Origin of the sequence: Microbulbifer sp. MLAF003, from assembly GCF_030012965.1 — a bacterium.
Taxonomy (GTDB): domain Bacteria; phylum Pseudomonadota; class Gammaproteobacteria; order Pseudomonadales; family Cellvibrionaceae; genus Microbulbifer; species Microbulbifer variabilis.
This window is the reverse complement of sequence record NZ_CP120232.1, coordinates 3338598-3351383: the sequence shown is the minus strand read 5'-3', so window position 1 is coordinate 3351383 and position 12786 is coordinate 3338598. Positions and strand designations below refer to the sequence as shown.

The following is a 12786-nucleotide window of genomic DNA, read 5'->3' as shown; positions in this document are numbered from 1 at the left end:
TGTGTATCCCTAAAAAAGCTCCGCTGGTGACCCCGGTGGGGCTTTTCAGGCAGTCGTACGCTGGATACACCGTCTTTGATAAACCCAGCCTGATTAGTAAAGGCGGCCACGATACGCGCTTCTCCTACGGTCCGGACCGCAGCCGTTTCAAGCGGGTGGATGACAACGGCAAAGGCACAGTGACCACCTTGCAGATTGGCAGCGTCGAGAAAGTGATTGAACGCAGTACCACCGGTGCTTTTATCAAGAGCTTTTATCGCCGCAATATCGCAGGGGTTGCTATCGAGCGTATCGAGCTGAATGCATCGGATGAAATCGCCGGTACCAGCACCCAGTATTTACACAAAGACTTGCAGGGCTCCCTGGATGTGATTACCGATAGCACCGGTCAGGTTGCCAAAGATGCTGCCGGTAACAAACTGGTTTACAGCTTTGATGCCTGGGGCAAGCGCCGCAACGCCCTGAGCTGGGAGCAGATTGCCGGTGTACCTGAAAATACGGTTAGCGCCCTCAGTGTGGGAGCCTTCAATCACCTGAGTAGCAATCGCGGTTATACCGGCCATGAAATGCTGGATGAGGTGGGCCTGATCCATATGAACGGACGGGTCTACGACCCGACCCTGGCCCGCTTTGTCTCCGCAGATCCGCTGATTGATGGAATCACCTCGGTCCAGGGCTACAACCGCTACGCCTATGTGCACAATAATCCGCTGACTTATACGGATCCTTCGGGGTATAGTTCTTGGAATAAGTACCGGGACTCGGTGGTGAAGCCGGCGATCGCTCTGGCAATTACCATTTACTCAGCTGGCACTGCATCAGGTGCGGCTTGGGGCTACTTCGGTACGGCAGTCACTAGTACTCAGGCCACGGCAGCGGTGCTAATTGGCGGCGCGGCAGCGGGAGCGGTGCAAAGCGGTACGGTGAAGGGGGCCTTTTTTGGTGCCTTCAGTGCTGTGGCATTTATGGGCATTGGCAATGCCTTTCAGGGGGCGACATGGGCAACGAAAGGGGTTGTCAGAAAAGGGGTAATGGGCACTGGTCTGAATAGCTATGGCTATGCAGCGAAAGTTTTTGCTCACTCAGTGACTGGTGGCTTACTCTCAGAAGCGCAGGGAGGGAAGTTTAAACACGGCTTTGCCGCAGCGGGTGTGACCCAGGCCTTTGCAGGAGGTATAGATTCAATAGATGCTGGCAATGTTGGCTTTAGTGCGGCGGGAGTCATTGCAGCCGCGATCGTTGGCGGTACAGCCTCTGCAGTATCGGGTGGTAAGTTTGCCAATGGGGCGATAACCGCGGCGTTTTCCAGGGCTTTTAATGAAGAGAATCATCCTACTGCACAAAAGGGAAGTGTAGAGAGGCTTAGATCGCTTGCGTCGGGAGTAATGCAAGGAAAATATGATTCTGCTAAATCAGCAGCCGCTGCGTTGCACACAGATGAAGGCCTTATGTCATATATTAAGCAATCTGGGCTTGAGGCTTGGGCCGTCATTGATAAAAAGACTTTTTCAATAAAAGAAATTGGTTTTGGATCCGCTCATGATGCAGAGGGAGTGTATGACGGGATGTTTCGACTTGGTGATAGTGTATGGCATAGCCACCCAAGTGGTAGGGATGCATGGACTGGGGATTTAGGGTCGATTGCTAATGCCGGAGGTAGATGGATATTTGCCTCTGGGGATCGTTTGACGGGCTTCGACTTGTGGACCACAGGTTATGCTAGTTCTGGTCAAATAAGGCGTGATTGGGGACGAGGGAATGTGACTATGCACGCCTATGGAGCTGCAGGTTGGACAACAGAGGAATTTAAATTCTAATGAAAAAAATATTATTTATGTTTTCAATATTTTTTCTTTTTTATTGGAGCTGTGCTTTTGGGTCTGACAAAAACTCTACTTTATCTCTTTATAATAAAAGTAATATTGTGGCTTTAGTTATCGTTGAAGAGGGGAGATCTCCGATGGGTTTTATCGGGTGAGTACTCGGGTAATCGAACAGTTCAAGGGAGTGGATGTATCTAAGCTTTCAATTATCCATGGTGAAAATCAGTGGTCAGATGCTTTGGCCAAACTTGGAGGAAAGTATTTGGTTCATTTGAATCCGTGTAATAAAGAATCTTGCAAAAGCATGAATGCAGATTTCTCGGTAATTGAAGTTGAAAGTTTTGATGCAAGTAGGCCAGATTTTGCACTAGTTCTCAAAAAGCTAAACTTGAAGAAAGATAATATTCAGAGATATAAGGGCTTTTATTGGTACCCAGTTGCATGCGTTAATCAGCCAGATAGAAAAATATGTAAAGAAGCAATAAAAGTCTTGCAATCGGCTCTTCGCAAAGAAAATAGTTAAAATCATTTGCACAAAAGGGAAAGGTTGTTGCTGGAATTTATGGAGCGGGTGGTCCGAATGCAGGTGATAATCCTGTGTTAGAAGCTCTTGTAACTGATATGGGAGGTCAAATGTTTAAGGCCAACCAGGAAGGAAAAATTGTTGATTACCTTAGTGCTGGGGCTGCAGAAGGCAAAGACGTTTTAATATTCGGTTACAGTCGAGGCGGAAATACAGCTATCAACGTTACCAATGCTCTTGGCAAACAGGGTGTCAGTGTTTCTCATCTAGTCACTTTTGATGTACATAGCTTATCAGATAGCACAACCTTTCAATTGAAATATAATAACATTGGTCAAGCGCATAACTTCTATCAGCGTAACCCAAGAACAGGTGGTCGTTTTGGATGGTGGGGTAGTAATCCCTATTGGGGTAGTCCTGTATCATCTTCATTTATAAATGTAAATCAAACGAATTTTACTGGCGCAAACTATAGTAGTGACGTTCCTGTATCTCACCTAAATATCATTCGACATTCCTTGGATTCTTTTTGAGATATATTATGGTTCGACAACTATATAGAAAATTTATTTTGTTAAAATTCGGAGTCTTTTTCTTTCTTCTTGTTGTGTGTGCTCAACTAAACGGAGAGTCATTAGAGGATGGTAAAATGTTAGAGGGCAGGATTTTATATGAGTCTTCAAAGCAACCGCTAGTTGATATAGAGGTATCCTTGTTTAAATTAAAAAAGCCCTTATTCTCAATGCGTGGTTGGGAGAAGATTGCGACAGTAAAAACAGGTAAGGATGGAAGTTTCTTTTTCAAAATCAATGAGGCTGGTCCATATGAAGTTAGGTGGAATCCTGAAGCTGATATTGTGCCCCATGAGTTTCCAGTAGAAGATTTTGAAGGGAAAAAAACTGTTGAAATTTTACACAAGGATAAGGAAAAAAAGTATACCCATGGAGCAAGAAGAAGCCATAAAGTATGTAAAACCCAGCGCTAAAAGCTGGGTTTTGTCGTTATGGCCTATCAAGCTTGTTTCTTCAGCTTGGCATTCTCGATAAACGTATCGATCACCTGAATCACCTGCCGCTTGGTGGCGGCGTCCAGCTTCTCAATCTGTTGCATCCGTCGCAGCAATCTGGAATCCGGTTGCTTGATCTTCTTCACCGGCTTAACACCGAGTAGCTCGTCCGTGCTGACCTTGAGGGCCTGCGCCAGGTCTACCAGCAGGTTGGCCGGCGGGTGTTCGCTCTTGGTTTTATATCAGTTGTTTTATGTCAAATCATCCTAATTTCAAATAAATAGCCTGTTTCTGGATGTCCACTAAAAGCCCCGCTGGTGACCCCAGCGGGGCTTTTTATTTAACTGATCTGCCGCTTGGTATCCCAGCGCCGGGATTGATACTTGATGATCATCCCATCCAGCAACTCCTTGACGATCTCTTTCTCTTCTGTTGGCAGTTAGCTGATAGCTTCAAATTGCAGCCTTAGCTGCTCATCCGGTCCACGCTCGTCTTCATCGAATACCAGTGAGTCAATGGTGATGCTCATGGCGATAGCAATCTGGCCGGCAGTCAGGCTGCTACCCAGGAGGTACGCTACGATGATGCCGGCAATATCACCTATAAAACGGGCATCGGTAGTTATGAGTACAGTGGCCCACGCCCTCATGCCGTAACCAAAGCCGGCAATACCAGCTATCACTACGACGACAACGGCAATATGAGTAGCGACTCAGGCAGTCGTACGCTGGATTACTCCGTCTTTGATAAACCCAGCCTGATTAGTAAAGGTGGCCACGATACGCGCTTCTCTTACGGCCCGGACCGCAGCCGCTTCAAGCGGGTGGATGACAACGGCAAAGGCACAGTGACCACCTTGCAGATCGGCAGCGTCGAGAAAGTGATTGAGCGCAGCACCACCGGTGCCACTATCAAGAGCTTTTATCGCCGCAATATCGCAGGGGTTGCTATCGAGCGTATCGAGCTGAATGCATCGGATGAAATTGCCGGTACCAGCACCCAGTATTTACACAAAGACCTCCAGGGTTCCCTGGATGTAATTACCGATAGCACCGGTCAGGTTGCCAAAGATGCTGCTGGTAACAAACTGGTTTACAGCTTTGATGCCTGGGGCAAACGCCGCAATGCACTGAGCTGGGAACAAATTGCCGGCGCGCCTGCAAATACGGTTAGCGCCCTCAGTGTGGGAGCCTTCAATCACCTGAGTAGCAATCGCGGTTATACCGGCCATGAAATGCTGGATGAGGTGGGCCTGATCCATATGAACGGACGGGTCTACGACCCGACCCTGGCCCGCTTTGTCTCCGCAGATCCGCTGATTGATGGAATCACCTCGGTCCAGGGCTACAACCGCTACGCCTATGTGCACAATAATCCGCTGACTTATACGGATCCTTCGGGGTATAGTTCTTGGAATAAGTACCGGGACTCTGTGGTGAAGCCGGTGGTCGCCGTGGCCATTGCCATTTGGACCGGGGGACAGTCTCTCGTGGCCCTGCAAGGTACAAATTATGCAGCGGCGGTGGGCTGGGCCGCTGCCGGCGGCGCCGCGGCGGGAGCGGTGCAAAGTGGCACGGTGAAGGGGGCCTTTTTTGGTGCCTTCAGTGCTGTGGCATTTATGGGCATTGGCAATGCCTTTCAGGGGGCGACATGGGCAACGAAAGGGGTTGTCAGAAAAGGAGTAATGGGCACTGGTCTGAATAGCTATGGCTATGCAGCGAAAGTCTTTGCTCACTCAGTGACTGGTGGCTTACTCTCAGAAGCGCAGGGAGGGAAGTTTAAACACGGCTTTGCCGCAGCGGGTGTGACCCAGGCCTTTGCAGGAGGTATAGATTCAATAGATGCTGGCAATGTTGGCTTTAGTGCGGCGAGAGTCATTGCAGCCGCGATCGTTGGCGGTACAGCCTCTGCAGTATCGGGTGGTAAGTTTGCCAATGGAGCGGTGACGGCGGCTTTTGCTTCATTGATGAGCTCGATAGGGCAGGATAGGCAAAGAAAGCCCTCTACATCCTATGATTCAGCAGGTGGAACGGAAAGTGTTGTACCAGAAGGAGAGAGGCAGGCTTATCTTGATAAACGATTAAGTGAATTTAAGAAAATAATTGGTGAAACGGAATATCCTTCGAGTTATGCGAGACCTAATGCTGAAAAACTAACGGTTAGTTACGATAGTTCTTATCGTGGTGTTGCTGTAATTAATTCAAGATCAGGAGAGATCACTGTTGGTCCAAGATTTTTTACTGCCCTTGGCGCTCCGGTAGAGGCTACGCCTGCACAAGCAGTATTTATTAAGTCTTTAAATGCCAGTCAATATGAAATGTTTGTTTTTAGACATGAATTGGCTCATATGCATCCATCCAACATCAAAATGGTAAACAATTGGGTTGATCCTGTACCTTCCCGTGAGACTGCTCCCTGGGAAAAAGATGCTACTTCGAGGGCTGTAAATTGGGCGAGGAGAGTTTATGCAGACTAATTTCCTTACATTGATTTTATATTTAGCTTTAATGTCTTCTGCAATCGCAGATCAAAGAGAGTTATCTTTCAGAATTCAAGGAGGGAGTGAAATTCCAATGAACATTGACTTTTATAAAAATGGTCAATTCCATAATAATGAGTACGATGTTAGTTGGAATTATACGGTTTGTGAAAATAGTAAAAGGTACAAATGTATTGTAACGTCTACCCCATTTTTAGTTTTCTCTGTTCCTAAGATTCCTTTATCAAAAGGTGACAAGTGGGAGTTCTCTGGGTATAGGTTTGAAGTGTTATCGGAAAATGGTGGTGCGGGGGAAAAATTATATTTTATAGAATCAAAAGCTACTGATGATTTGAAGCGTAAGCTAACCGGGAGTAAGTCATCTTTTTCTTTGCAAAGGACGGTGTTTTTATATTCATTGGCTGAGGGGCTTGTGTCCTTTAATAAATATTTTGATAGCGCAACGGAAAGTTGGACGATTATTAAGCCCTAAAATTCCAGTTAACCGCCATTATTGGTAGCTGAGTTCGGCACTAGCTTTAGTGATTAGTTTCTGATGTTAGCAGGATAATCTGCCGGGGCTTTGTTGTTTTTGTGGGTCAGCAAAACCGCCTGAGCTATTGCTCGATCTTGTCAAGCCCTGTTTGGTGAATGTCGGGAAACCTATCCACGGCGGCCACCAGCTCCCGCGCCGTTGGCGCAATCCAGGTAATGGCCTCCAGTGTGTCCCGATGTTGCTGGGCTAGGTCTTGCCAATGCCAGATAGGTTCATGATGAAAATCCGGTTGCGCAGATGGCAGATGCGCTGAAAGCGTCGGGAAAGGTTGTTGCGGGTGCGCAGGCGGCGGGGCATTTCTGGGAAGGCAGTTTTTAGCAGGCGAGGCCACAGTACCTGTTTATAGCGCCGATCCAGTAGGCTGGTCCAGAATCCAAAACTGAGTTCCGCGATCACGCGTCCGGCATCCAAACCACCCAAAGCCTGCTGCAAACCGGCAGCAGCGGAGTCAGCACCAGCGAACAAATTGCCGCCGCGTTCATAACGGAGCGCATGGAATACCTGCCGCAAGGCTGGAGCGTTATCGAAGCCTGGAAGCGGCTTGATACCGAATGGCAGTACTACGTGAGGCTGCTGCAACAGGAATGCCGGCACCTGATCGAAGCCATCGAAGAAGCGGCACCACCGTTCTAGCCAAGCACCAAGAGGGGCACAAACGTCCCTCGGCTTTAGCCGCCTGTCGGCGGTCAGGCGCTGGCTATGCAGTGAAAGTCTTTGCTCACTCGGTTACCGGTGGTTTACTGTCTGCGGCTCATTAAACACGGCTTTGCCGCAGCGGGTGTGACCCAGGCCCTTGCCGGGGGTATCGATTTAATAGATGCGGACAACGCTGGCTTTAGTGCGACGAGGGTCGTTGCAGCGGCGCTTGTGGGCGGCACAGCCTCGGTGGTCTCTGGAGGCAAATTTGCCAATGGGGCGATAACCGCGGCGTTTTCCAGGGCCTTTAATCATGAGAATCATCCTACTGCACAAAAGAGCAGATCTCCGCTAGATGAGGCTATTGGTAACGCTCATTCGCGACTTGATGCTCTTAGACGTGGCCTTGAAGATGCAAACTCAATTTGGGAAGGTCAACACTTAGGAATGTATGTATATGAGGTCGATGGGAAGTATATTCTATCACAACCCTTTCCAGCAGACGTGGAGGGTGGTTATTTGATTAACCCAGATAATCAAGGGTTTGCGGGCACCTCATTTTCTGTTGATCTTGACGAAGTAAATATAGCTGCTGTAGCTATTAATGATGTAACTGGGACATGGCGGTCTCCAGAACAATGGAGTAAAGGGGTTTATCTAAACTGGTCTAGTCAAATTGATGGGCCTGTTTCTGTGACTATTAATAATAATAGTTATCCTTGGTATAAAACTAGCTGGAGATTTCAACAGGATCAATGTATGAGAACTGGATGGAAAGATGGGCCATGTTGACAAAAACGATTGCTAAAATTATCTATGTAGGGCTAGTCAGTTTACTTGCTTGTAATGTACAGGGAGGTGAATTAGCGAAGCATGTATCAATTTATAAGCTCATAGTCGAGCCTGAAAAATATGATGGCCAGCTTGTGATGGTGTCCGGTTATATTGGTGGAAGGAATGGTCCTAGTAGAGGCTTGTTCGTTAGGAAAATTGATGCATTAATTACTAACACGGTGAACAAAATAAATTTTGATAGATCTTCTGCATCTGAAGCTGTATTTGAAAAATGTCCATGGTCTTATGCGACTATCGTTGGGAATTTTTCAGTTTCACCTGCCGCTGGTAAATTATCATTAAAAAATATTCGATCTGTTAGCTCCTTTGATATCTCTAATGAGGAGCAAGAGGTTAAACGCCTATCTTGCTATCATGAATAGTCGGAATCAGTATGGATCTGGAGCAATTTTCACGCTGCATATAAGCAATAAACTATGATTAATAAAATTTTTTTAGTGTGATTTTGATCTTAAGTTCTGTTTTTGTTCAGAGTGATGAAGTGGTAAATCAATTTAATAAAAAAGAGTTTATTTCTCACTTAAATGAAGATATGGATAGGTTGTATAGTTTGTCTCAATCAAAGACGTACGACAAAAATTCTTCGTGTAAAGAAGCTGAGATACTGCGTAAATATTTTTTGAAAGACCCTGTTGTAGAAGCGAATAATGCAATAGATAAAGGTGAGCTAAAATACTTGGTTGTCAGTGGACCGCAGTTAGAGATAGTTGCGGATGGGATGCTAGAGACGATAAGTCGGCAGTTAATAAATAGTGGGAAATTTGAAGTTGTTGAGGGAGTTGCCGATAGTGTCTCTTGTGGTGAACAGCTTTATCTAACGAGATATGCTCATTGGTATATCTATGTATATAACTCGGTTTTGTATATTAATTCTGTGAGTGCTATTCAAGATACACGCAGATAGGGAGATATGAAACACATACTGGATATCCGGTGCACAGAGATATACCGGAAAAAAGGGAAGACTTGGGCTTTCTTCAAATCGTAATCTTACTGAACCGAATAAAAGCCCCGGCAGAATAACCTGCCGGGGCTTTTATTCGGGTATGCGTCCAGCGCCGAGCCTCATACTTCACAATCATGCTTTCCAGCAGTTCGCGGATAATCAACTGTTCCTCGTCCGCTTTGTCTCCGCAGATCCGCTGATTGATGGGGTGACTTCGGTCCAGGGCTACAACCGCTACGCCTATGTGCACAATAATCCGCTGACTTATACGGATCCTTCGGGGTATAGTTCTTGGAATAAGTACCGGGACTCTGTGGTGAAGCCGGTGGTCGCCGTGGCCATTGCCATTTGGACCGGGGGACAGTCTCTCGTGGCCCTGCAAGGTACAAATTATGCAGCGGCGGTGGGCTGGGCCGCTGCCGGCGGCGCCGCGGCGGGAGCGGTGCAAAGTGGCACGGTGAAGGGGGCCTTTTTTGGTGCCTTTAGTGCTGTGGCATTTATGGGCATTGGCAATGCCTTTCAGGGGGCGACATGGGCAACGAAAGGGGTTGTCCGCAAAGGCATCATGGGTACGGGCCTGAACGGCTATGGCTATGCAGCGAAAGTCTTTGCTCACTCGGTTACCGGTGGTTTACTGTCTGCGGCTCAGGGAGGGAAGTTTAAACACGGCTTTGCTGCAGCGGGTGTGACCCAGGCCTTTGCCGGGGGGATAGATTCAATAGATGCTGGCAACTCTGGCTTTAGTGCGGCGAGGGTAGTTGCGGCGGCGGTTGTAGGCGGTACAGCCTCTGCAGTATCGGGTGGTAAGTTTGCCAATGGGGCGATAACCGCGGCGTTTTCCAGGGCTTTTAATGATGAGAATCATCCTACTGCACAAAAGGGTAAAGCTCTAACAATAGGATTCCTTGGGGCGGGAGGTGAGAATAGTGGAAATAATGTTTCTTTTAAAAAGTATATAGAAAGCCTTGGTGGAAATGTTATGTCTATGAGTGAAGCAAAAGAAGCAATACTCAATGCAGCAGAGGGAACAGAAATTAATTTGCTAGGTTATAGTCGTGGAGGTAATGCTGCCGTTCGTTTAACAAATTGGGCCGGTAAGCAAGAAATCAATATTAATAATTTAACTACGTTCGATCCTCATAGCCTCAGAGGAAATTTTGTTCTCAAATATAATAACGTAAATACGGCCACCAATTATTACCAACGTAATCCGACGACTGGTGGGTTTGGAATTTTGCCCTTGGGGACAAATCCATACTTAGGTCGCTCTGTTAGTTCTCAGTTCATAACGGTCGGAGGTCAGAACTATACAGGTAATACAAATGTTAATCATATCAACATTGTTTCTTATGTTACTGGATTTTAGGTGAGCCAATGAAATTTTCCACGCATTACATAATTGTATTTACGGTATTTATATTAAGCTTTGCCAGCACAATTGTGAGAGGTGATGATGTGAATATTTCAGGGGTAGTTGTTGATGATGTGTCAGGTTTCCCTCTGGGAAAAGTAAATGTAGAGCTTTATTTGTTTGAGCAGGGGAGTATTTTTAAAATGGGTACTTATAAGCTTTTCAAACAAGTAGAATCTTCGGATGAAGGTAGATTTGATTTTGCTGTGGAAGAGGGTGAAAGCATTCAGATTAAAACCAAAAACTCTGGTGCTCCATTATATGGTGGTCTTATAACGATCGACAAAGTTTCACAAGATAAATCAGATATAGTTATAAGGCATAAATCAAATAAGAAGTAGCTCTAAGCCCAGAAGGTTATGAGTAGCCCCCATAAGTTGCACAAAAGGGGAATACTACTGAAAACTGGTTCTTCCCTGGTGAACATAAGTATACGCATGTATCACCAGTCGTTTGTTCAGCGAGCGCAGAAGGTTGCACGCAGGCAGCTATCGTAAATACTCTAAACAGAGTTGGTGCTCACCCTAATCAAGAAAAACCGTTTGTTCCTGGTCAACCTTATACTGCGGATGCAGATATCCCAGGCCCATTTGGAAAAGACCCAATTAACACTTTTGCTCTTTATGACTCCAATGGAAATCAAATTGGTTTAACTAATGTAACAACACCAGATCATGCTCTTCATCCTGGTTTTGTTGAGCGGACAGTAATTAATATAAATGGCTCATTCCATATCCAAACTTATGGTGGTGGAACTGGTCCGTTAGGAGGACCAAATAATTGGCTAGATGGATTTGTTTGGGGGCCAGTTGATAATAACGTGATAAAACAATTTCAATAGAGACCAAGTGAATGGATAATTTTATGGAATCAATATTTGTATTGTCCGGACATATTGTAAGTAATGTTGGAGGCTTGGTTGCGATATTGTTAATTGGATTTCTTCCGCTCTATGTGTTTTTCTTCGTATGTTATAAAAGGAAAATTGCAATTAAGTCTGCATTGCCGATTGCCTCTTTGGCTTTAGCGGGTATGTTGTCTTTATTTTTAATTGCAGTTTTTGCAATGACAGCAATGACCTTGGGAGCATGGGGCTAAATTGAGTTGCTAAAGGTGCTTTTCCTAAAGCCCTGGCATCCGCTGGGGCTTTTTCGTTTTAATTGCTTATGGAAAAACATCCGGCTAAGGTAAAACCCGCGTCGGGGCAAAAAAATGGTAAAGAGCCAGTGGCTCCGGGAAAAATGGTTCCTAACTCTTTGATTGCGCTAGGGAAAATGGAAAGTTAAGGTGCGACCGGTCTCGGGGTGATGTCTTTGCACAAAAGGGATCTAGGACCGCTTATGTTGGCGGTTTTATGGATGATAAAAATGAATTTGTTAAAAGCATGTATGAAGCTTATGGCAAAGAAGGAGATATATATTTCGAGCATCATCAGAAGAAAGAATTAGCTGCTTGGATTGATGAAAATAATTCTGAATATTCGCTAACAGTAATTGGTCATAGTTATGGTGGTAATTCTGCAGCAAGAGTAATCGCTGCTGGCCATCGTGTAGATCACTTAATTACAGTTGATCCTGTTGGTCGATTTAAACCTAATTTTACGAATGTAGCTATATACTCGGAAACATGGACAAATTACGTGGCTACCGGTGGTGGTATGAATAGGAATAACCTTGTCGCTAGAGCTGGTGGTTGGTATGGGCATAAGCCGGAATGGTATGCAGATGCTCATATTCTAATTAATAAAGATCATGTGGAAATATGCTTCCAGTATTGTAGGCCTTAGTATGAAATTAGTTATTCATTGTCTAGTGGTTTTGGTTGTAGTTTATCCTCTAGTAGGTTGTGGTGAAAAACAAATTGAACTATCAAACATTCGTATGGAGAAAATTGATCGCTTAGAAGCAAAAAAACTAATTCCTGACGATCAAAGATTGCCTTTTAATGTTAGGCAGTCTGTTTCAATTTCAATTGTTGAATTCGATTTTGACAAAAAAAGCTAGAAGTCCTCCCTGAAGAGGGAGGGGTGCTTAAGGTGGAATTGCTTAGGTGTTTGAATGGTGAGCAGCGAGCAACATCATTTATTTATGCTAGAAAAATAAATGTCTCTCTGAGTACTAATAAACGGGAAGCACTTCTGCCGGTGGGTGAAGCGTACTTTTTTGTAGATAGTTCTTTGGTAGAAGATACTTGCTTTACGGTTGTATTTAAGAGTTTAAGTCGCACTACTAAGTCTACTATTTACAGGCTCCCTTAATCTGAAGCCTGTTTCTGGCCCCTCTTAAAAAGCCCCACTGGTGACCCCAGCGGGGCTTTTTGTTTAACCGATCTGCCGCTTGGTATCCCAGCGCCGGGATTGATACTTAATAATCATCCCGTCCAACAACTCCTTGACGATCTCTTTCTCTTCCGTTGGCAGTTGGCTGATAGCTTCAAATTGCAGCCTTAGCTGCTCATCCGGTCCGCGCTCGTCTTCATCGAATACCAGAGAGTCAATGGTGATACTCATGGTGACAGTAATCTGGCCGGCAGCCAAACTGCCACCCAGGAG

Annotated in this window: 19 protein-coding genes; 14 read left to right on the top strand and 5 right to left on the bottom strand. The window is 45.6% G+C overall.

Annotation, left to right across the window (positions count from 1 at the left end; translation table 11 throughout):
- The first annotated feature begins 35 nt into the window (after positions 1 to 35).
- The 4 genes from P3339_RS16085 to P3339_RS16070 all read left to right on the top strand — a co-directional run bounded on the left by P3339_RS16085 (position 36) and on the right by P3339_RS16070 (position 3331).
- On the top strand, positions 36 to 1817 hold the full coding sequence (locus P3339_RS16085; RefSeq protein ID WP_282951166.1) for an RHS repeat-associated core domain-containing protein: 1782 nt from the start codon (positions 36 to 38) through the stop codon (positions 1815 to 1817).
- Between the two features lie 190 nt (positions 1818 to 2007).
- On the top strand, positions 2008 to 2346 hold the full coding sequence (locus P3339_RS16080; RefSeq protein ID WP_282951165.1) for a hypothetical protein: 339 nt from the start codon (positions 2008 to 2010) through the stop codon (positions 2344 to 2346).
- Between the two features lie 74 nt (positions 2347 to 2420).
- A complete protein-coding gene (locus P3339_RS16075; RefSeq protein ID WP_282951164.1) occupies positions 2421 to 2879 on the top strand; it encodes a hypothetical protein in 459 nt (152 codons plus the stop codon).
- Positions 2880 to 2887: 8 nt separating this feature from the next.
- The gene (locus P3339_RS16070) at positions 2888 to 3331 is read left to right on the top strand and encodes a hypothetical protein (protein ID WP_282951163.1); all 444 of its coding nucleotides are present in this window, start codon (positions 2888 to 2890) and stop codon (positions 3329 to 3331) included.
- A gap of 26 nt (positions 3332 to 3357) precedes the next feature.
- Here the strand turns inward: P3339_RS16070 and P3339_RS16065 are convergent, their stop codons facing one another.
- Positions 3358 to 3498: a hypothetical protein gene (locus P3339_RS16065; RefSeq protein WP_226643980.1), complete on the bottom strand. Its 141-nt coding sequence runs from the start codon at positions 3496 to 3498 to the stop codon at positions 3358 to 3360.
- A 293-nt stretch (positions 3499 to 3791) separates the two neighbouring features.
- Positions 3792 to 4001, bottom strand: coding sequence for a hypothetical protein (locus P3339_RS16060; RefSeq protein ID WP_282951162.1), 210 nt, complete (start codon positions 3999 to 4001; stop codon positions 3792 to 3794).
- A 51-nt stretch (positions 4002 to 4052) separates the two neighbouring features.
- Between P3339_RS16060 and P3339_RS16055 the strand changes: the two genes are divergently transcribed.
- Both P3339_RS16055 and P3339_RS16050 read left to right on the top strand, forming a co-directional pair.
- Positions 4053 to 5828 carry an RHS repeat-associated core domain-containing protein gene (locus P3339_RS16055; RefSeq protein WP_282951161.1) on the top strand — a complete coding sequence of 592 codons (1776 nt, stop codon included), beginning with the start codon at positions 4053 to 4055 and terminating at the stop codon, positions 5826 to 5828.
- Complete coding sequence (locus P3339_RS16050) at positions 5818 to 6324, top strand: hypothetical protein (protein WP_282951160.1); 507 nt, start codon at positions 5818 to 5820, stop codon at positions 6322 to 6324. Before P3339_RS16055 ends, P3339_RS16050 begins: the two co-directional genes overlap by 11 nt.
- A gap of 249 nt (positions 6325 to 6573) precedes the next feature.
- Here P3339_RS16050 and P3339_RS16045 read toward each other — a convergent pair whose 3' ends face one another.
- Positions 6574 to 6981 carry a hypothetical protein gene (locus tag P3339_RS16045; protein ID WP_282951159.1) on the bottom strand — a complete coding sequence of 136 codons (408 nt, stop codon included), beginning with the start codon at positions 6979 to 6981 and terminating at the stop codon, positions 6574 to 6576.
- A 186-nt stretch (positions 6982 to 7167) separates the two neighbouring features.
- On the opposite strand from P3339_RS16045, the gene P3339_RS16040 reads away from it, so the two are divergent.
- From P3339_RS16040 to P3339_RS16030, 3 genes are all read left to right on the top strand, one after another.
- The gene (locus P3339_RS16040; protein ID WP_282951158.1) at positions 7168 to 7815 is read left to right on the top strand and encodes a hypothetical protein; all 648 of its coding nucleotides are present in this window, start codon (positions 7168 to 7170) and stop codon (positions 7813 to 7815) included.
- The gene (locus P3339_RS16035; RefSeq protein ID WP_282951157.1) at positions 7794 to 8240 is read left to right on the top strand and encodes a hypothetical protein; all 447 of its coding nucleotides are present in this window, start codon (positions 7794 to 7796) and stop codon (positions 8238 to 8240) included. Before P3339_RS16040 ends, P3339_RS16035 begins: the two co-directional genes overlap by 22 nt.
- A 119-nt stretch (positions 8241 to 8359) precedes the next feature.
- Complete coding sequence (locus P3339_RS16030) at positions 8360 to 8782, top strand: hypothetical protein (RefSeq protein WP_282951156.1); 423 nt, start codon at positions 8360 to 8362, stop codon at positions 8780 to 8782.
- Positions 8783 to 8855: 73 nt separating this feature from the next.
- Here the strand turns inward: P3339_RS16030 and P3339_RS16025 are convergent, their stop codons facing one another.
- Complete coding sequence (locus tag P3339_RS16025; RefSeq protein ID WP_282951155.1) at positions 8856 to 9074, bottom strand: hypothetical protein; 219 nt, start codon at positions 9072 to 9074, stop codon at positions 8856 to 8858.
- Here P3339_RS16025 and P3339_RS16020 point away from each other — a divergent pair.
- The 5 genes from P3339_RS16020 to P3339_RS16000 all read left to right on the top strand — a co-directional run bounded on the left by P3339_RS16020 (position 9033) and on the right by P3339_RS16000 (position 12238).
- Entirely contained in the window at positions 9033 to 10190 is a 1158-nt protein-coding gene (locus tag P3339_RS16020; protein ID WP_353056934.1) for an RHS repeat-associated core domain-containing protein, read from the top strand. The two genes, P3339_RS16025 and P3339_RS16020, sit on opposite strands and share 42 nt — an antisense overlap.
- Before the next feature lie 8 nt (positions 10191 to 10198).
- Positions 10199 to 10576: a hypothetical protein gene (locus P3339_RS16015; protein WP_282951153.1), complete on the top strand. Its 378-nt coding sequence runs from the start codon at positions 10199 to 10201 to the stop codon at positions 10574 to 10576.
- A 511-nt stretch (positions 10577 to 11087) separates the two neighbouring features.
- Positions 11088 to 11333 (top strand): hypothetical protein, encoded by a 246-nt coding sequence (locus P3339_RS16010; protein ID WP_282951152.1) that lies wholly within the window; start codon positions 11088 to 11090, stop codon positions 11331 to 11333.
- Positions 11334 to 11589: 256 nt separating this feature from the next.
- Positions 11590 to 12021: a hypothetical protein gene (locus P3339_RS16005; protein WP_282951151.1), complete on the top strand. Its 432-nt coding sequence runs from the start codon at positions 11590 to 11592 to the stop codon at positions 12019 to 12021.
- A gap of 1 nt (position 12022) precedes the next feature.
- Positions 12023 to 12238 (top strand): hypothetical protein, encoded by a 216-nt coding sequence (locus P3339_RS16000; RefSeq protein ID WP_282951150.1) that lies wholly within the window; start codon positions 12023 to 12025, stop codon positions 12236 to 12238.
- Between the two features lie 317 nt (positions 12239 to 12555).
- Here the strand turns inward: P3339_RS16000 and P3339_RS15995 are convergent, their stop codons facing one another.
- Positions 12556 to 12771, bottom strand: coding sequence for an XRE family transcriptional regulator (locus P3339_RS15995; RefSeq protein ID WP_282951149.1), 216 nt, complete (start codon positions 12769 to 12771; stop codon positions 12556 to 12558).
- Positions 12772 to 12786 lie beyond the last annotated feature (15 nt).